Source organism: Lysinibacillus sphaericus, from assembly GCF_015844675.1.
GTDB classification, from domain to species: Bacteria; Bacillota; Bacilli; order Bacillales_A; family Planococcaceae; genus Lysinibacillus; species Lysinibacillus sphaericus_E.
This window is the reverse complement of sequence record NZ_LDGC01000021.1, coordinates 17,431-37,656: the sequence shown is the minus strand read 5'-3', so window position 1 is coordinate 37,656 and position 20,226 is coordinate 17,431. Positions and strand designations below refer to the sequence as shown.

The following is a 20,226-nucleotide window of genomic DNA, read 5'->3' as shown; positions in this document are numbered from 1 at the left end:
AGATAGCACAACTTCAATTGTTTGGGACTACAGGAGGTCATATGCTAAAACAGATCAAAGTCATCAATATCATCGCAATAATGCTCGGAGCTGCAATTTTTAGCTTCGGCTTCGTCCACTTCAACATGCAAAATCAACTTGGTGAAGGTGGCCTAAGTGGGATTACACTCATACTTTATTTTACACTAGGCTGGGACCCTGCCTTCATGAATTTACTATTAAACATTCCTATGTTTATTATTGGTTATCGTTTACTTGGGAAAAAATCATTTATTTATACGCTCGTTGGAACTTTATCTGTTTCAGTTTTCCTAAAAATTTTCCAAAAGTATCAATTTACTATTCATTTAGAGGATGATTTACTACTTGTTGCACTTTTTGCAGGAGTTTTTGTTGGACTAGGACTCGGTATCGTCTTTCGCTTCGGTGGTACAACTGGCGGTGTAGATATTTTAGCTCGCCTTGGGCATAAATATTTTGGCTGGAGTATGGGTAAAACGATGTTTATCTTTGACGCAATTGTCATTACACTGTCATGGATAACGTTTTTAGATGCACGCTCTATGATGTATACCCTTGTCGCGGTATTTGTTGGCGCGCGCGTCATTGATTTTGTTCAAGAAGGAGCATATGCAGCACGTGGAGCACTTATTATATCTGAAAAATCTAGCGCCATTGCTGAAATGATTGCATTACGAATGGAACGCGGCATTACTATACTTGAAGGCCATGGCCATTTTACGAAGCAACAAAAAGAAGTTATTTATTGTGTTATTGGTCGCAATGAAGTTGTACGTTTAAAATCTATTGTTTATGATGTCGATCCTCACGCTTTCGTCTCTATAATAGAAGTACGAGATGTGGCAGGAGAAGGCTTCACGCTCGACGACCAAAAACAACCACTCCATTAAAATGAACGATTAGCCTGCTCTCTCGAATAAAACTTTCGTTGAGGTAGGCTTTTTTACATATTACAGTTTGACGGATTAAAAAACTTGCTATAGTGAAATACCACTACAACAAGTTCTTTAATTAGTCGTCACTTCGCATATTTGTAAAGATTAATACTAAACGTAATAATTCTAATACAGCTACTGCTGCGGCGGCAACATATGTTAATGCTGCAGCGCTTAACACTTTACGCGCTGGACGCTCTTCTTCATTTGTAATAATCCCTAGGGAATTCATTTGTACTAAAGCACGCTTTGATGCATCAAACTCTACTGGCAACGTTACTAATTGGAATACCACACCTGCTGCCAATAATATGATACCTAAAAGTAACATATTTGTACTACTTGCAAAAATACCAATCATAACAAATATCCAAGACATATTTGATGAAATATTTGCAACCGGCACTAGCTTACTACGTAATGTTAGCATTGAATAAGCTTCTTTATGTTGGATGGCATGGCCAACTTCGTGGGCAGCAACTGCAGCTCCAGCAATGCTTGCTTCGTAGAAGTTACTCTCCGATAAAGCAACCGTTTTTGTCGCCGGATTATAATGATCAGATAACACACCTTGTGTTGGAACAACTCGTACATCGTATAAGCCGTTTGCATCTAAAATCGTACGCGCTATCTCTGCACCGGTTTGTCCCTTCATTGTACGTTCTTTTGCAAACTTATTATACGTGCCCTTTACTTTCATCTGTGCGTAAAGCGGCAGTAGCATTATTATTGCAAAATAAACAATATACATGGTTGTTGTTGTTGACAATTTTCTAACCCCTTTCTATCTCGATACTATAATTCTATAATCAATTACCTAATTCGGCAAATATTTGCGCCACCTAATTGAGAAAATCGCTAAAAAAATACATGCGACCGATAACCAAAAAGTAAAATAGCCAATATAGCTTGTGTAATCAGCTAAATCACGGTACATCGGCATTTGGCCAAATACATAATCAATCACATCATTATGCAATGTCCATACGGCTGCCACGGCAATATGCCAATATGAAAAAACATATTTACCAAGGTATAGTACTGCTTGGAAGGCCATCATAAAATGCGAGCCTACAAGCATCCAGCCTTGCCAATCAATAGATCCAGTTTCAATCAACGTCCAAATATTCATCACATCAGCCCAAATTCCATACTTTACTAATGTTATCAGTGCTAGTACTTCCATTAGAGGCCATTTTTTCCCCAAAATCCAAGCTAACAATACAAAGCAAAAGAATAAGCTGGCTGTCGGACTATCCGGAACAAAAATATAAAAAATCGGTTCCGTTATTGCAAGCTGCCACCCGTACCAATAATAACCGTAAATAGTTCCTAATAGATTGATAATAAGTAAAAGTATTAAAAATGACTTATGTGTAAGGAGATACCAGACGTTTGCACGTGTAATTTGCATAATTAAAACTCCTTTATCTTCTGTCTTTACTAAGATGCCTTTTTTATCTGTTATTATGTATTAATTAGTCTTTAATTTGCCACATTCTTTCAATATTGAATATTGGCAGTATTTTTGCTCATCACCATAATGTAGGGTTGATTTCCGTTCCGACTGGGCGCTTTCCTGGGGGCGTCCGATGAGCCGCTTCACTCGCGTTGCTCGCTCCAGGGTCTCGGGCCAACACGATGTTGGTCACGAAGGCGTTATCACAGGACGTGATGGTTTTAGCCTTCGTTCCTCTATTGCTGATCCCCAAGGAGTCGCCCAGTCGTAACGAAGATCAACTGATATATAGCTTATGTTTTAACCAATGTCATACCTTACTTTTGTAGATGAGCTTTTTTCTAACATTCCCTTAAATAGACTTCATCAAAAGTTGGGGTGTTACACACTTTGTAGCAACTAGCGTGTATTTTGGCTAAGCGACTACATAAATTCTGGTGACTTCCCTGCTATTTTCGACGACTTGCCGCCTAGCTTCCTCGGTTTGTTCACAGAAACAATCTTGACTGGCTCGCAGGAGTGACTGGATATTTATCTCTATTTTAAATAGTATGTATATCCCTACAAATATTATTGCAACAATAATATATTTTTCAGGAACTTTTTTGAAGTTGTAACAGTCACATTATTAGACTAGAAAAAAAGAGCCAGTTTCCTGACTCTTTTAAAATAAAGCTTATTCCTTAGCCTTTAAGCTCGCAATAAATTCAGCTAATTGCTTCGCTTCTTCATCGGTACCAGCGAAAGCACCAGCTGGCATATTGCCACGACCATTGTGGATAATCTCTTCTACTTCATCAGCTGTTAGTTTATTACCAACTAATGCTGGAGCAGCTGGACCACCTTTTAAGTCAGCAGCATGACAACCGATACAAGTTTTAGCTTGTTCACCAGTGTCACCATTCCAAATTGCAAATCCTGGTAGAGATTCATCAATATCAACTTCAACCTCTTCTACAATTGCACCCATAGCTTTTTGAGCTTCCCAGTCATGGTTAACAACTGACTCCCATGTTAAGTAGAACATAGCAGCCAACGTCAATAACATAAACGCTGTTGGTAATGGGCGTTTAGATGGACGACGTTCTGGACTTTTATCTAAAAATGGCATTAATAATAGCGCTCCAAATGCAAGACCTGGAATTACAATTGCTCCAATAACATTATATGGACCTGAAGCATATGAGTATTTTAGTAATTGATACATGAATAAGAAGTACCAGTCCGGTAATGGCACGTATGCTCTTGTTGGATCAGCTGGTCCTTCAAGAGGTGATGGATGTGCAACTGTTAATAATAAATAAGCTATTAAAAATACAGCACCAACCATCCATTCTTTTAGTAAGAAGTTCGGCCAGAAAGCTTCCGTCTTACCTGGATATTCGGAATAATCCTTTGGAACGTTCGGCATTTTGTGATTCGCTTTAATACGAGAATCACCAACAAATTTCATTCCTTTTCCGCGATGCATTATGTCCCCTCCTTTAAAAAATCATCGAACCGTCAAGAACTATTACAACGGCCCTGAAATTCCTTGACGACGAATCATGATAAAGTGTGCTGCAAGTAACCCAAACAATACTGCAGGTAAGAAGAATACATGAATCGCAAAGAATCGTGTTAACGTTTGAGCACCAAGAATAGTTGAGTCACCCGCTAATAAGATTTTAATCCATTCACCGATAAACGGTACAGATGCAGCAATTTCGATACCTACTTTTGTAGCGAATAATGCTTTCATATCCCATGGTAATAAGTATCCTGTAAAACCAAGACCCATCATTACACCAAAAATACCTACACCAACCATCCAGTTTAATTCACGTGGTTTCTTATAAGAACCTGTGAAGAATACACGAAGTGTATGTAAGAACATCATTACGATTACTAATGAAGCTCCCCAGTGGTGCATACCGCGTACGATTTCACCAAATGCTACTTCGTTTTGTAAATAATAAACTGATTTCCAAGCATTCACTACGTCTGGTACATAATACATTGTTAAAAACATACCTGATAGTATTTGAATTACCGTGATGAAGAAAGTTAATCCACCAAAACAGTAAACGAATGCTGAAAAATGATGTGCAGGGTTCACGTGCTCTGGCACTTCGTGGTCGGCAATATCACGCCAAATAGGTGTAATATCTAAGCGTTCATCGACCCAATCATAAATTTTATTTAGCACTATTTTGTACCCCCTTACTAAACTAGAGTATTTGCTTTAGTTGGACCAAGCAATAAGTAACCATCTTCTTCTTTAACTTCATATTCATCCAACGGTCCTGTTGGTGGTGTTCCTGGTATGTTTTTACCATTCTTCTCGTAACGTCCCGCATGACAAGGACAGAAGAATTGATCTGGGTGTGCAGAATCTTCTCCCCAGTTCACCATACAACCTAAGTGCTTACAAACAGGAGATAATGCAACGATTTGATCGCCTTCCTTGAAAACCCATGCTACGTTTGTTACCTCTGATTTGTACCACGCATCAACTTGTTCAAATTTTAAGTCAACTTTAATAGGCTCTTTAGTAATATCAGCGATTTTATGCTCTGTCTTTATAAAGTCCCCACCAGTATGTTTTTGTAGTACTGGGTCAATTGCAAAACGAACCATCGGCATCAGCATACCTGCCGCCATAAAGCCACCTACACCAGTTAGTGTATAGCTTAGGAATTGACGACGTGAAACTCGATTATTACTCATTTTTTTCCCCCCTCTAACTTAAAGGTCAGTCCAACGGACATTCTTTTACAAATAGTAATACTAGGACATATCTATGATATATCAACTCCATAGCTTGGTCAATATAGCATTCTGTGGAAAGCTGGAGAATGTGAACATTTATTGAAACAAATTGTTAAATCTGTGCCCATTTGGTCGAAAGCATCGGAATAACTTGTCGCAATTGATCTTCAAGAATAGAGTTTTTCACACCTTTATCCATACTTTCTAACGGAATCGCTGGTAGCCAAACAACATTTACTTCCTCTCCAATATTTGTCCAAAAATGGTCACAAGTAATGAAGAACACATGCTTAAAACCAGCATTATGTAATTGTGCCTCTAATTGCTTAGGCATATCTTCGTTTTTTAATGTTGCACTATACGAAAATGGTGGCATCAGTAATAGACGGCCTTTAAACTGTTGTTCAATAAAAGATGTAAGCGATAACAAAAAATCTGCCTCTGTACCACTCTGTTTCATTTTTTCAGGAGATAAATCGACGGTTACGAGTGGAACAATTGCTGTATCGATAAAATCCTTCTGTGCCATAAACGATGTCACATCGCTTGCATTAAAATACATCTCACAAACCTCCTCATGTTACATATAACTTAATTGCGTAATTAAAATAAAAAAATGCCCTTCTCCACTCTTCAATAGGATAACCAATAAAAAGTGAAAACAATCATTCACTTGTTATGTTATCATATTGAGGTAGATAAAGGACATTCAATTTTTGCCTATAACTAATGTAAATTAGCAGTTTCCTTTAGAGCTTGTAACAAATTAGACAATTCATAAAACCGCTCTTCATCTCCTTGATCGAGAGCTTCATCAATTTGTGCGAGTAATTTTTCTTCTTGGAATACGAGTAAGCTGTTGGAAAGCAGCTCTTCTGCCAGTAAACGATCTTTTTCACTGACAATCAGTGCTTCCGGCATATAAGGGTTTTCTTCAAGAACTGCTAAGTATTGTGCACTTGGAGGTACATTAGGAAAATTCAATTGTATATACATATCTTCATGTTCATGTAAGCGTAAATCATGAAAAGATTTCTCAGCATCTGCTGTCATTACATTACCTTTGTAGAAACGAAATGGCACACCTGTTGAGTCAACTGTTGACATTACCATTGCTCTAGGGCAATAATGAGCTTCTTCAACAAATCGAATTCGTTTTAATAACTCATCGTTGCTTAATAAGTAATTCAAAATCCATACACACTCACGACGTTTCAATTGATAATTCTTTAAAAACCATCTAACAAATGCTTTTTTATCGACAACTGATACAGAAGCAGTCATACCCACTCCCTCCTTTACTCAAATTCTAAGGTTTCTAACTTCTCTTGCCACTCTAGTTCACCAGGTTGAATAGTTATTAATTGGCCAAGTACTTCTTTTGCTTCTGAACGCTTTCCTTCTTCTAATAAGAAATAAACATATTTTTCTAAAAATGTTGCGTCTTCCTTAAAATCATTATATGCCAAACGGTAAAATTCGTATGCACGGTCGTACAATTCTAAATTTTCATATGCAGCCGCAGCAAATGGGTATAATGTGCTCCATTCAAAATCATTTGTTTGCAACTCTTCAAATAATTCTATTACATCCTCATGACGCTCTTGCTGTGCCAACACAGAGATTAATGCCAATACTGCCTCCATGTATTCAGGATCTAAGGCAATAGCTTCACGTAGATGCTGTTCACCCTCATCTGGCAAACCAGTTTTTAAAGCCATTTTACCTGCAAATAAATATAAGGACTTATCATATTCATCACGCTTTAATCCTTCTAGAATGGCAGCATAAGCTTTTTTATTGTCCTCCGTCATGGCATAGCTTTCAGCAAGCAATAAATAGGCAGAAAAATAATCAGGGTCTAATTCTTTTAATTCTTCTAATTGTTTAATGGCCATCTCATATTTTTGTGATTGAAAGGCCGAATATGCGGCACCAAATAAAACATCTGGCTTTATTTCATCGTCAAGTGCTTTTAAATAGTAATCTAAAGCCGTTTCATAGGCAGCTCCAGCACGATACACCTCAGCAAGTCGTTCAACAAGACTTATCCCTGCAAACTCAATTTGTTGTTCATATAATTCTTCATATAGTCTCGCAGCCTCTAAAAAACGACCCGTTTCAAATAAAAGCTCCGCTTTAGCAAATTGTAATAATGGCTCGTCTGGTAATATAGATAGGGCCTCATTAATACGCATTTCTGCTACTTCGAATAATCCTTGCATTTGATAATAATCCGCTAATACTAATAATGCTTGGGGATATTCTGGAGACGTCTCCTCTATTTCTAATAAAAAATCTAGCGCTTCATCTTCAGCACCAAGCTCCATTAAGACGTTTGCACGATCAATTTTCAACTGTGCCTCTTCTGGGAATAAAAATTGTAAATGCTCCAGTACACGGTCAGCTTCCTTCATATACCCATACTGCATAAACATTTCTGCTAGCGTATAAATTTCCTCAGGTAGCTCCTTCGTTAAAAATGATTCAAGTAGCTGTTCAATTAATGCTAAGTCTCCTTGTTCAAGTGCTTGCATCATTTCAGTCATCGCATTGTTCACAGTCATTCACCTATTCTTTCATTTATATCTTTATGCTACAAAACATTTTCTTTCGAAACAAGAAAAAACTCCCCAAAAGACTTGGAGAGTCAGGATTAATTTCGCTTTGGCGTAATTTCGTCCGGATTTTGAATTGTGCCCAGGTCTGCACACGATGGCCGACACGATGTCGGCCATTTCGGTATTGGCACAGATCGTGGCATGTTGAAGACTGAGTTCCTATATTTCAGTAGGCGTTTGGTACATCCACTGAAAAGAAACCTCAACCGCAATCATCTCACCACAGTCAGAGGTAGGAGTCTTCTGCTGAATAAAGATAGACTTTACTTTACTTCCTCTATGTGCTCGAAAAACGATGGATAAGAAACCGCAATACATTCTGCATCATCTAAAGTTACAGACCCGTCAGTTATTAATGCAGCAACAGCGCCCATCATTCCTATACGATGATCACCGTAAGTTTTAAGGCGAGCACCACGTAATGCAGTTGGTCCTTCAATAATCATTCCATCCTCAGTCGCTTCAATAGATGCACCTAGTTTTTTCAATTCATCCACTACAGCCGTTATCCGATCTGTTTCCTTCACTTTTAACTCCTCGGCATCTTTAATAATCGTTTTGCCATTTGCCTGCGTTGCTAATAAAGCAAGAATCGGGATTTCATCGATAAGACGAGGAATAATATCTCCTCCAATTGTAGTTCCTTTTAATGCTGACGTTTCTATTGTAATTGTTGCTGTCGGCTCTGATTGGCTATCTTCATTCGGCATAACCGATATCGATGCGCCCATATTATGAAGCACTTCGATGATACCATCTCGTGTTGGATTAATTCCGACGTTTTCTAGCGTTATTTTACTACCTTCACAAATAGCTCCTGCTACTAAGAAAAAGGCTGCTGATGAAATATCACCTGGGACTGAAACATGCGTCCCGGTTAGAGTTTGCCCTCCTTGTAATGCAATAACTCCATCCACCACGTCAACTTGTGCGCCAAATTGACGTAGCATTCTCTCAGTATGATCTCGAGATACTTCCGTTTCTCGCACAATTGTAGTACCTTCTGCGCGTAAACCCGCAAGTAAAATAGCTGACTTCACCTGAGCACTCGCAACAGGCATGTGGTAATCAATAGCTTGTAATGTTGTACCTTGAATGGCTAATGGTGTATATTGTCCATCTGCCCTTCCAGTAATGTGGGCACCCATTTGACGTAAAGGATCAATAACACGGCGCATCGGTCGTTTTCCAATGGACGCATCTCCTGTCATTACTGAGTGGACATTAGATCCTGCTAGAATCCCTAACATCAAACGCGTCGTCGTACCAGAGTTTCCTGTGTATAGTACCTCTGTGGGCTCTTGCCATCCCTCTATACCTGGACTGTCGATAGATACATTTGTTCCTTCCACGTCAATCTTTACACCAAGCTTTCGGAAGCAATCAATTGTACTCAAACAATCCTCCCCTAATAAAAAGCCGTCAACTGTCGTTTTACCCGTTGCAATCGCTCCAAACATAACGGAACGGTGAGAAACAGATTTATCACCTGGAATCGTTAAAGTCCCTTGTAAGGAAGGTTTATCATATTGTAATACTTTTTCACTCATCGTTTTCTTCCCCCCAATATGAAGATAGAAAGCGCCGTAATTTCGACGCTTTCTTTATAAAATACATTTCTTATTAAGCTTTTCTAGTCTGCCTATGAAATATATGTTTCATATTTAGCACGCTTTTGTATACACGCTGCTGCTCGTTCACGGTCACTTTCGCTTTGTAAGCTAATAACAAGGATTCCGAACACGTCCTCTCGTGACTCTACGATGCGTAAATTCGTAATACTAAGCGCTTCATCTGCAAGTATGCCTGTCACCTCAGAAATAACACCCGGATAGTCAGGAACATCAACATATAAGTCAAATGATGTAAACATTGCTCCAGCACTAATCGGTAATTCATCTCTTAGCTCTTTGGCAACTGCAAAGTATTTTTCAATGTCCTCCGAGCTACCATTTAAAAGGAGCTCCTTAACACGACTCATTTCCTTTTCCCAGCCATCTAGCTGTGCAATAAGCTCATCTCGATTTTGTAATGTAATATCTCGCCATAAAATCGGATTGGATGACGCAATACGCGTTACATCACGGAAGCCCCCTGCAGCAAGTGAACGCGTCATCGGATACTCACCATTTTCTTCGCCCAACTGGTGCACAAGAGAAGCAGCAACTACATGCGGGAAGTGACTAACTACAGCTGTCATATGATCATGCTCACGAGCAGATACACTTACAACCTTTGCATGTGTAAACTTTAATAAGCTTTCAAGCTGTGCCATATGGACAATTTCTTCACCGGCAAGTGGTGTTAGCATATAATACGCATTTTCAAAAAGATGAGCCTTTGCAGCTAAAACACCGCTTTTATGTGAGCCTGCCATTGGATGTCCTCCAATAAAGGTAATGCCTAACTCACGTAGTTCCCCGGCCTTTTGCATAATCCTCTTTTTTGTACTACCTGTATCTGTTACGATTACTTTATTTTTCAACGGCCATGTTTTTAATTGTTCCATCCATTCAAGTGTTGCGTTAACGGGAGTTCCAAAAATGATAACATCTACGTCGTCCGCCACTTCTTTTGGATCTGTCACAATATCATGCACAATATTTAACGTTTTCGCATGTTCACGTGTTTTCTTATCCATATCATAGCCAATAATTTTTGTTTCGGGTGCCTTTTGTAACGCTAGGGCAATTGAGCCTCCAATGAGGCCTAGCCCAATAACGAGCACTTTACGGGTCGTCATGCAAAAACTCCTTGCTCTTTTAGGACGTTTTCAAGGTGACCTAGCAACGCTTCATTTTGAGCCTCTGTTCCGATTGTCACGCGGATAAACCCAGGTAATCCTAATGCATTTCCACTACGGATGATAAAGCCTCTTTTCATTAGCTCATTGAAAACAACATCACTTTCGGCATTCGTATTAAAGAAAATAAAGTTCGTATCAGACGGGAAGTATTGCAAATTATGCTTTTCACAAAATTCAACATATTGTTTTTTACCTTTTTCATTTGCTTCTCGGCAAGCCTTTATAAAATCTTGATCACTTAAAGCGATTGTCGCAACCGCTTGACTTAGAATTGTATTATTAAATGGCGATCTTACGGGATCTAGTTTTGCAATCACTTCTGGTTGCCCAATTGCATAACCAACTCGGAAGGAAGCAAGACCATATGCTTTTGAGAATGTACGCAACAATAGTACATTTGGAAACTCGTCAATAATAGGTAGAGTATCTTTGTGACCAGGATGTGTTACGTATTCGATGTAAGCCTCATCTAATACTACAAGCACATCACTTGGTACTTTAGCTAAAAATGCTCTTAATTCAACATCTGGTATCACAACACCTGTTGGATTATTTGGACTACAAACCCAAACGACCGATGTGTTTTCATCAATTGCTGCTATCATTGCTGCTAGGTCATGTGTACCTTCGATACAAGGAATTTTACGTACCTCTGCGCCTTCTATTGCAGCATTGTGCCAGTATTGAGAGAAGGATGGGTCTGCCATCACTGTGTTTACACCTGGATACAACAATGCACGAGTAATAATCGCAATGATATCGTCAGAGCCGTTACCAAAAAGAAGCTGTGTTTCCTTGACACCTAGATAATTTGCAACAGCTGTACGTAAATTTTGCGCATAGCCGTCTGGATAGATAGCATGATTTACTGAATTATTTTGTAGATAAGCAGTTACCTTAGGTGAACATCCAAATGGGTTTTCATTAGATGCTAATTTTACGACTTCTTGTAAGCCATATTCCCGTTGTACTTCTTCAATTGGTTTACCAGGCTTATATGCTTGCATACCGTCCAGTTGTTGTTTCCATTTCATCTTAAACATCTCCTCTAATTATTTAGCTTGGGCTAAATCTGGTCTTAATTTCACTGCATCATTGAGATACAAGTGTTTTACATCTTTTTGTGCCACTTCTACATTCGCATGTATTAATACGCGAATACAAAGTGGCAATGCGTTCGGCACGTCCATTTCATGCGTACACATGACAGGTACATATTGCCATCCGTCCATTAACCGTACAGCACGTGCAGGAAATGCTGACGTAATATCAGGTGTTGTGGAAATTAGTATGGAAGCAATATCATCTATTTCCACATTATTTGCTGTTACTACTTCACGCACTAATCTTGCTGTCTCATCCCATACAAGCTCTGGCCTGTCAGATTCAATTGTAATTGCTCCTCTAAGTCCACGAATCATACAAGCACCTCCGCTAATAGCTGTCGGAATTCGGTGTCTACTTCTCTGCATTCTGCTAAATCAATTGGTTGTACAAAAGGTTTACCAATTTCATCCAATAACACAAATTGTAGAATACCATACTCCGCTTTTTTATCTTTCATTAAATACTCTGTTAACTGATCAAAAGTATACATTTTCATCGAGTCAAATGGATAGCCATTCCTCACTGCAAAATGTAAAAATGTTGTAGTGAAGTTACGGTCTAATTTTCCGTATCTTTCACTTAGTAATAAACAATACACGAGCCCAATCATTACAGCCTCGCCATGCGCTACTTTTCCATAACCAGCAGCCGCTTCAATGGCATGACCATAAGTATGACCTAAGTTTAAAAATTTCCGCACGGATTGCTCGGTTTCGTCCTCTGCTACTATTTGCGCTTTTACTTCAATTCCTTTTCTAAGCTGATTCGCTAATTCTTCTGTGCTGAAATGAATAACCGTCTCTACAGCCATTAATTCTTCTAACCACGCTGCATTCGAAATCATCGCATGCTTGATCACTTCAGCTGTTCCTGAACGTACTTCACGCTCAGATAAGCTGTCGATAAATATAGTATCGTAAATGACTCCCTCAGGTTGATAAAACGCACCAATCATATTCTTACCTAGTGGATGGTTAATTGCTGTCTTACCGCCTACTGCTGAGTCATGTGCTAAAATCGTTGTTGGAATTTGAATAAACGGCACCCCACGCATATATGTGGCAGCAACAAAACCTGTTAAATCACCTACAGCACCCCCACCAAATGCAAAAACAAATGATTTACGTGAGCATTTTTGTTCAAGTAAAAACGTTTGTGCCGCAAAGTATTGTTCGAAGGTTTTACATGCCTCGCCACCTGGTAAGACAAAGACCTCAAAATGATAAGGGAAATTAGCCTTGAAATAATCTCCTTGCGCTGCCCACACATTAGCATCCGTAAAAACAATGAGTTTATCAGCTTTTTGAAGCTGATCATCGAACTCTTTTACTGCTTCTGCCAAAAAATTATGACCAATGACAACCTCATATTGATGTGATTTCGTCGCTACTGGTACTCGCATAAATTAGAACCCCTTTGTAGATCGACGGTGTTCATCGATTTGAGCTTTTAGTTGAGGTAATTGATCGCTATGGAATTGTTCTACAATCGCATTCGCTATTTCCCAGGCAATAACGTGCTCAGCAACAACTGATGCTGCTGGTACTGCACAGCTATCAGAGCGTTCTACACTAGCTTTAAATGGCTCTTTCGTTTCAATATCAACACTTTGTAACGGTTTATATAATGTAGGAATTGGCTTCATTACACCACGTACAACAATTGGCATTCCAGTAGACATTCCACCTTCTAAGCCGCCAAGTCGATTCGTTGCACGTGTATAGCCTTCTTCCTCTGACCAAATAATTTCATCATGGACTTCAGAGCCTTTACGGCGTGCCATTTCAAATCCGATTCCAAATTCAACACCTTTAAATGCATTGATAGATAACATGGCAGCTGCTAATTTCGAATCTAGCTTTCGGTCATAATGAACATAAGAACCAACACCGGCTGGCATTCCTTCTACAATGACTTCAACAACACCACCAATTGAGTCTCCTGCTTTTTTCGCTTCATCGATTGCTGCTACCATTTTTGCGGAAGCCTCTGGGTCAACACAATAGCAAGGATCAGCTTCAACAATGGCACGAATTTCATCTGCTGATTTCCCTTCTACTAAGGAAGTGTCTGCTTTAATGCCAATGATTTCTGTTACATGTGCCACAATGGAAATACCTAATTCATTTAAAAGCGCTTTTGCAACAGAACCAACAGCTACACGAACTGTTGTCTCACGCGCTGAAGAACGCTCTAACACATTACGTAAATCACGGTGTCCGTATTTCATGCCTCCTACTAAATCTGCATGTCCTGGGCGAGGACGTGAAATTTGACGTTTAATATCTTCAGGATTCACATCTTCTGCTAATGGTTCTGCTCCCATAATTTTCGTCCAGTGCTTCCAGTCATCATTCGTGACTACTAGCGCTACGGGAGAACCAAGTGTTTGTCCATGACGAACACCAGCAACGATATCTACTGTATCCGTTTCGATTTGCATACGGCGACCTCGCCCATGTCCTCCTTGACGACGCTTTAAATCATGGTTAATTTTTTCTGCTGTAATTGGTAAGAGCGATGGTAAACCTTCAATAATTGTTGTTAATTGGGGGCCATGTGACTCTCCCGCTGTTAAGTAACGCATAAACACTTTCTCCCTTCAACTCGCTAAAGTATGTATTTTTCACTATAACATATATTCTCTAAAAAAACAGTCCTTTTGCAAATGTCGTTTAAGACTCGTTTCAATTGTTTGTAAATTCCGAATTACCCATCAACTTCACCTTTTTAAATTAGAATATTCTGAATGATGTACATAGAAAAAATCTCTACTAATTATTAATTTTCACCAACCATACTTTTAGGATAACTAATAAAAAAATACGCTTTTTGCTTATGGCAAAGCGAAAAGCGTACGATTCATCTATGTCTAAAGCCTTTTAAAAATATGTACATGCTATTTATACTGCCTTTTTGTACGAATGCTTTTCTCATATTATTAACTAGGTCCTTCTATAGAAGAATGTATCCTCGACTTCAAACTCATAACGAGATGGGTTAAAAATTTGCTCAGTAGATCCAACAAATAAAACCCCATCCTTGCGCAATGCTTTACTAAAATTCGTATAAATCTGATCCTTCGCTTCTTCAGTAAAATAAATCATCACATTGCGGCAAACAATTAAATCATAATTAGAATCGTAATTGTCATTTAGTAGATTATGCTTTTTAAACGTCACACAACGTTTAATCTCATCCTTAACCCTATAAAAGGAACCTTCTTGCTCGAAATACTTAGCTTTAATATCACTCGGCACTTCTGCTAATGAGCGCTCTGGATACACACCTAATTTCGCCTTTTGAATGACATTCTCATCTAAATCAGTAGCAATAATTTGAATTTGAGATAATGGCAATAGCTGAGATAATACCATAACTAAAGAATAAGGTTCTTCACCTGTTGAACAAGCAGCACTCCAAATTTTTAAACGCTTATTAGATTGCAGTAATTTCGGAAATATTTTTTTCTGTAACACTTCCCATCGTTTCCCATTACGATAAAATTCGGAAACATTGATCGTCATGCGATCTAAAAACTCATTCATTAAATCACGATCTTGTTCAAGTGCCTTTAAAAAGTCCACAAAATTACGATATCCTTTTTTCTCATACAGAGATGTTAATCGTCTTTTCATTTGCGCTTCTTTATATAGTGCTAAATCTATTCCTGTTTTGCGCTTTATACCTTCTATAAACTGTTCATAATCAGACATGCGGTCTTCTTCCCCTCTAGCGTCGTATTTCCATTATAGCGGAAAAGTGCCATTCCTGAAATACTCTTTCACATGTAATCCAAGTTACTTAGTTGAGTTTTGTTTTTCCTCTAATAGTAACACTTTGGATTGCTCTAATTCTAGACGTAATTTTTCTGTTTCCATCGTATACGTTTCTAATCTTAGCTTTTCTAGCTCTATTTCCTTCTCAATAGCCTTTAAATTTACTTTTTGTTTTTTTGTTAGTGTATCTGTAATAATACCTGCTAAAGCGATAACTACTCCACCCATAATCGCAACGATCGCAACTGACAATACGTCCACATCCTCTCATTTAATAATGATTATACGGTAAAATGAAATAAATAGTTTCATTTTCTTTTCATTCTTTCACTATTTTATCAAAAATATTCCATTAGTTGTTTCATGTTCTTGGATAACTCATTTGTGACATAACATCCTTATGGTTCAAGCTACTACGCATTGTCGAAAGGAAAATTACCCTACGCTATGGAAATGTTCCTATATTTTAAATAAAAATTTTGAAGGTAGTCAGTCACCACCTTCAAAATTTTTGCCTCCTAAACCTCTACACGATAGTCCTTTAAATCTTCTCGCAATTTTACCTTCATGAACTTTCCTACAGAAGTTTTAGGTATCTCATTTAAAAATACAACATCATCAGGAATCCATGTTTTATGGAATTGCGATTGTAAATCTTCTAGTAGCTCTGATTTCGTAATGGAATCCTTACATTCAGGCTTCGGTACAACACACGCTAGAGGTCGTTCTATCCATTTTTCGTGAGGAATAGCTATAACAGCTGCCTCCAACACTTTAGGATGTGACATCAAGGCATTTTCAAGGTCTACCGAAGAAATCCATTCTCCACCACTTTTTATTAAATCTTTCGTACGATCTGTAATTTTAATATAACCATCTACTGTCACTACAGCAATATCACCCGTGTAGAGCCAGCCATCTTTAAAGGCTTCATTTGTTCGTTCATCGTTATAATACTCAGCAGCAATCCATGGACCCCTAATTGTCAATTCACCCATTGTTTTGCCATCCCAAGGTACTTCACCGTTTTCATTGACTACACGTGTTTCAATGAGTGGCACTGTTATTCCTTGCGTAGTACGAACATCCATTTTTTCATCCAACGTATAATCTTGCATATGAGTTAAATACGTCGATATACTAACAAGCGGCGATGTCTCGGTCATACCGTAGCCCGTCATATAAGGAATTTTAAACTCCTCCTCAAAACCACGAACTAGACCGTTCGGCGACGCTGAACCACCACAAACAATCAACCGTATTGAAGACAAATCACGAGGATTTTTACGTTGCTCCTGTAATAGCCCAAGCCAAATCGTAGGTACTCCTGCAGTCAGCGTTACCTTATATGTTTCAAATAAATCAAGTAATAGCTGTGGTGTAAACATTGGCCCAGGGAGCACCTGTGTAGCACCAAATAATACACCCGCAAACGGAAATCCCCACGCATTCGCATGGAACATTGGTACGACAGGTAATACAACGTCTGTCTCGCTAATACCTATACTATCAGAAAGTCCTGCTGCCATAGTATGGAGGACAATACTACGATGAGTATACACAACACCCTTTGGCATTCCTGTAGTTGCGCTTGTGTAACACATACCAGCAGGTGTATTTTCATCTAAATCATCTGGGAATTTAAAGTCTTCATTCGCCTCATCGACTAATGCTTCATAAGACAGAGCATTCGGTAGTGGGATATTTTCTAGCACGATATCATCTCCCATTACGATAAAGTGCTTGACTGTTTTAAGCTGTGAGACAATTGGTGCAATAAGTGGAACTAAATTATCATCAATTAGTAATATTTCATCTTCTGTATGATTAATAACATAAGCAATATGCTCAGGCGCTAATCGAATATTAATCATATGCAATACGGCTCCTGCGCATGGCACTGCAAAATATGCTTCTAAATGACGGTGATGATTCCAAGCGAAGGTACCTACTTTCATCCCTCTCTCCATTCCCAAATTTGTAAGGGCATCTGCTAGTTTACGAGTTCGTTTTACATATTCTTTATAAGTAAACTCGTGAATTGTTGTAGGGCTTGTCCTCGAATATATTTTTTTCGCATGGAAAAATCGTTCTGCTCGATCCAAAAAACTTGTTAATAATAAAGGTGTATCCATCATATGCATAATAACGCTCCCCTTTGTTTATATAATTTTTGAATCGTCCAAGGCTGAATGCTACTACCAATAATTACATATAAAAGAATCACCATCAAAACGTGTGGTTGATTTCCGTTCCGGCTGGGCGCTTTCCTGGGGGCGTCCGATGAGCCGCTTGGGCCAACACGATGTTGGTCACGAAGGCGTTATCACAGGATGTGATGTCCTTAGCCTTCGTTCCCCTACCTGCTCGCTCCAGGGTCTCATCTGTGACGCTAATCCCCAAGGAGTCGCCCAGCCTCCACTCCAATCAACTTATTTACAAAGTAGACGTTTTAACGAAAGTCAACCACAACTTTCGGTGATGAACCATATAAAACAAATTAATTTTTTCCCTCGCTAACCGCAGACAAGTACCTTTTCACTTCAGAGCTTCACAAATGCATAATCACAGGAGCTTTTGTTCATTCTCTATGCTCTATATGAACAGTCTAGCTTATTTAGCTAGAGTCGAGCACTTTCATGTTACCCCTATTTCGGCTGCAAACGAATCGCACCGTCCAAGCGGATGACTTCACCGTTTAATAAACCATTTTGGATAATACTTTCTACCAATAACGCATATTCTGCTGGTTTTCCAAGTCGTTTAGGGAAAGGCGTCATTTGAGCAAGTGCTGTTCTTGCTTGCTCTGGCAGCGACGCAAACATTGGAGTTTCTACTAATCCTGGAGCAATCGTCATGACACGTACACCGATTTCAGCAAGCTCTCGAGCAATCGGTAACGTCATCGCTGCCACACCACCCTTTGAGGCACTATATGCTGCTTGTCCTATTTGCCCATCAAACGCCGCTACAGATGCAGTATTAATAATAACACCGCGCTGACCATCCTCATTTTGCTCATTCAGTTGCATCTTCTCGGCTGCTAGACGAATCACATTAAACGTACCAATTAAATTGACTGAAATCACCTTTTCAAATAAACCTAGAGCATGCACACCACGCTTTGAAAGTACTTTACTTGCATCAGCAATTCCAGCACAGTTCACCGTGACGTTAATGGACCCAAATGTCGCTACCGCTTGTTCAAGCCCTACAGCTACATCAGCTTCTTTTGTCACATCAACACGTGCATATCGGACATTCTCCCCTAACTCCTCTACTAGTGCGTGTCCTCGCTCGTCGTTAAGATCAAAAATGACTGCTTTGCCACCTTCTGCAACAATTTTGCGAACAGTAGCCTCTCCTAAGCCAGATGCTCCCCCTGTTACAACTGCTATTACTTCCTTCATCAAACACAACCCCTTTTACAATTTTTCAATAATAGTAGCGTTCGCCATTCCCATACCTTCACAAATCGCAAGTAAACCATACCTTAAATTTTCTCGTTCCATTCTGTACAGCATCGTTGTTAACAGTTTTGTACCCGTTGCTCCTAATGGATGTCCTAATGCAATTGCTCCTCCATCCGGATTCAATTTATCGGGATCTGCTCCAATTTCGCGTAACCAAACAAGTGGTACTGGCGCAAAAGCTTCATTCACTTCATACGTATCAATTTCCTCAATCGTAAGACCTGAACGTTCCAGCGCTTGTCTAGTTGCCTCAATTGGACCAGTTAGCATTAACGTCGGATCTGAACCAACGACAACTCGTGTAACAATTTTAGCAAGCGGTCGGATGCCAAGTTCCTGCGCTTTTTCTAAAGACATAATAACTACAGCTGAGGCACCGTCACTCATTTGACTTGCATTACCGGCTGTTATCACACCATCTTCCTGGAAAACGGTTTTTAGTCCATTTAATTTATCAACTGTCGTTTCTGCCCGTGGCCCTTCATCAACAGAAAACGTTGTCACTGTGCCGTCTTCTTGCGTAACTTGGACAGGCAATATTTCCTTTTTAAAATGGCCTGCCTCAATAGCACCCAATGCTCGTCTATGACTATTGTAAGCAAAGTTATTGAGCCGCTCCTTCGACAAGTTCCATTTTTTCGCTATTTTTTCGGCTGATAACCCTTGATGAATAATTGTATAGTTGTCTTGTAGTCGTTTACCTGCGTGAGCACCTTTCATGTTAGACCCCATTGACACCCTCGTCATGCTTTCAACTCCACCAGCAATAACAATGTCCATATCGCCTGCTAAAATAGCCTGTGCTGCGAAATGAACCGCCTGCTGACTTGATCCACATTGACGATCAATTGTCACACCTGGGACACTCTCCGGAAAACCTGCCATTAATAGGGCCGTACGGGCTATATTTGCTCCCTGTTCAGCAGTTTGCGTCACACAGCCAAAAATAACATCCTCCACCTGATCCTTGTTGATACCTGCTCGTTGTACCACTTCTTGCAGTACATCTGCCGCTAAGTCATCTGCTCGAACATTGCTTAATGCCCCTTTACTTCTGCCAACTGCTGTACGAACTGCTGATACAATTACCACTTCTCTCATAAAATAACCCCTTTGCGCTGTCAATTCTCTCTCATTTCCTATCATCCAATGTATTTAGATGCTATGAAATATATTCTTGATAATAAACTATTCAACAACTAAAATTATCAGAATATTACATCTTTTATTTTACATGACTAAGAAGTATTTAACAATTCTATATGTATTTAGAA

General features: G+C 39.2%; 20 protein-coding genes. 1 reads left to right on the top strand and 19 read right to left on the bottom strand.

The genetic code is table 11. The features are described from left to right. Window positions 1-41: 41 nt before the first annotated feature. Window positions 42-911 carry a YitT family protein gene (locus ABE34_RS07530; RefSeq protein WP_079559930.1) on the top strand — a complete coding sequence of 290 codons (870 nt, stop codon included), beginning with the start codon at window positions 42-44 and terminating at the stop codon, window positions 909-911. A gap of 121 nt (window positions 912-1,032) precedes the next feature. Here ABE34_RS07530 and ABE34_RS07525 read toward each other — a convergent pair whose 3' ends face one another. From ABE34_RS07525 to ABE34_RS07435, 19 genes are all read right to left on the bottom strand, one after another. Continuing rightward, on the bottom strand, window positions 1,033-1,707 hold the full coding sequence (locus tag ABE34_RS07525) for a zinc metallopeptidase (RefSeq protein WP_197141491.1): 675 nt from the start codon (window positions 1,705-1,707) through the stop codon (window positions 1,033-1,035). Between the two features lie 66 nt (window positions 1,708-1,773). Then, entirely contained in the window at window positions 1,774-2,370 is a 597-nt protein-coding gene (locus tag ABE34_RS07520) for a DUF1405 domain-containing protein (protein WP_197141456.1), read from the bottom strand. 721 nt (window positions 2,371-3,091) lie between these two features. Next, on the bottom strand, window positions 3,092-3,886 hold the full coding sequence (locus ABE34_RS07515; protein WP_197141455.1) for a menaquinol-cytochrome c reductase cytochrome b/c subunit: 795 nt from the start codon (window positions 3,884-3,886) through the stop codon (window positions 3,092-3,094). A gap of 42 nt (window positions 3,887-3,928) precedes the next feature. Next, window positions 3,929-4,603, bottom strand: a complete 675-nt coding sequence (gene qcrB / locus ABE34_RS07510) for a menaquinol-cytochrome c reductase cytochrome b subunit (RefSeq protein WP_049666761.1) — start codon at window positions 4,601-4,603, stop codon at window positions 3,929-3,931. Window positions 4,604-4,620: 17 nt separating this feature from the next. Then, window positions 4,621-5,124: a ubiquinol-cytochrome c reductase iron-sulfur subunit gene (locus ABE34_RS07505; protein ID WP_197141453.1), complete on the bottom strand. Its 504-nt coding sequence runs from the start codon at window positions 5,122-5,124 to the stop codon at window positions 4,621-4,623. A 154-nt stretch (window positions 5,125-5,278) separates the two neighbouring features. Then, a complete protein-coding gene (locus ABE34_RS07500) occupies window positions 5,279-5,728 on the bottom strand; it encodes a DUF2487 family protein (protein WP_197141451.1) in 450 nt (149 codons plus the stop codon). 164 nt (window positions 5,729-5,892) lie between these two features. Continuing rightward, on the bottom strand, window positions 5,893-6,450 hold the full coding sequence (locus tag ABE34_RS07495) for a ReoY family proteolytic degradation factor (RefSeq protein WP_079559925.1): 558 nt from the start codon (window positions 6,448-6,450) through the stop codon (window positions 5,893-5,895). Between the two features lie 14 nt (window positions 6,451-6,464). Continuing rightward, window positions 6,465-7,733 (bottom strand): tetratricopeptide repeat protein, encoded by a 1,269-nt coding sequence (locus ABE34_RS07490; protein ID WP_197141449.1) that lies wholly within the window; start codon window positions 7,731-7,733, stop codon window positions 6,465-6,467. Window positions 7,734-8,050: 317 nt separating this feature from the next. Next, a complete protein-coding gene (gene aroA / locus ABE34_RS07485) occupies window positions 8,051-9,337 on the bottom strand; it encodes a 3-phosphoshikimate 1-carboxyvinyltransferase (RefSeq protein WP_197141447.1) in 1,287 nt (428 codons plus the stop codon). Between the two features lie 92 nt (window positions 9,338-9,429). Continuing rightward, window positions 9,430-10,530: a prephenate dehydrogenase gene (locus ABE34_RS07480; protein ID WP_197141445.1), complete on the bottom strand. Its 1,101-nt coding sequence runs from the start codon at window positions 10,528-10,530 to the stop codon at window positions 9,430-9,432. Beyond that, window positions 10,527-11,627, bottom strand: a complete 1,101-nt coding sequence (hisC, locus tag ABE34_RS07475; RefSeq protein WP_197141443.1) for a histidinol-phosphate transaminase — start codon at window positions 11,625-11,627, stop codon at window positions 10,527-10,529. The genes ABE34_RS07480 and hisC overlap by 4 nt, the downstream gene beginning before the upstream one ends. An 18-nt stretch (window positions 11,628-11,645) precedes the next feature. Further along, window positions 11,646-12,014 carry a chorismate mutase gene (aroH, locus tag ABE34_RS07470; RefSeq protein WP_079559920.1) on the bottom strand — a complete coding sequence of 123 codons (369 nt, stop codon included), beginning with the start codon at window positions 12,012-12,014 and terminating at the stop codon, window positions 11,646-11,648. Beyond that, complete coding sequence (gene aroB, locus ABE34_RS07465) at window positions 12,011-13,102, bottom strand: 3-dehydroquinate synthase (RefSeq protein WP_197141441.1); 1,092 nt, start codon at window positions 13,100-13,102, stop codon at window positions 12,011-12,013. Before aroB ends, aroH begins: the two co-directional genes overlap by 4 nt. 3 nt (window positions 13,103-13,105) lie before the next feature. After that, a complete protein-coding gene (gene aroC / locus ABE34_RS07460) occupies window positions 13,106-14,287 on the bottom strand; it encodes a chorismate synthase (protein ID WP_197141438.1) in 1,182 nt (393 codons plus the stop codon). A 358-nt stretch (window positions 14,288-14,645) separates the two neighbouring features. Further along, on the bottom strand, window positions 14,646-15,416 hold the full coding sequence (locus ABE34_RS07455) for a CheR family methyltransferase (RefSeq protein WP_197141436.1): 771 nt from the start codon (window positions 15,414-15,416) through the stop codon (window positions 14,646-14,648). Between the two features lie 84 nt (window positions 15,417-15,500). After that, complete coding sequence (locus tag ABE34_RS07450) at window positions 15,501-15,731, bottom strand: hypothetical protein (protein WP_197141434.1); 231 nt, start codon at window positions 15,729-15,731, stop codon at window positions 15,501-15,503. Between the two features lie 266 nt (window positions 15,732-15,997). Continuing rightward, on the bottom strand, window positions 15,998-17,623 hold the full coding sequence (locus ABE34_RS07445; protein ID WP_197141432.1) for a long-chain fatty acid--CoA ligase: 1,626 nt from the start codon (window positions 17,621-17,623) through the stop codon (window positions 15,998-16,000). Between the two features lie 504 nt (window positions 17,624-18,127). Next, entirely contained in the window at window positions 18,128-18,889 is a 762-nt protein-coding gene (locus ABE34_RS07440; protein WP_197141430.1) for a 3-hydroxyacyl-CoA dehydrogenase, read from the bottom strand. Window positions 18,890-18,904: 15 nt separating this feature from the next. After that, entirely contained in the window at window positions 18,905-20,053 is a 1,149-nt protein-coding gene (locus ABE34_RS07435) for a thiolase family protein (RefSeq protein WP_197141428.1), read from the bottom strand. Window positions 20,054-20,226 lie beyond the last annotated feature (173 nt).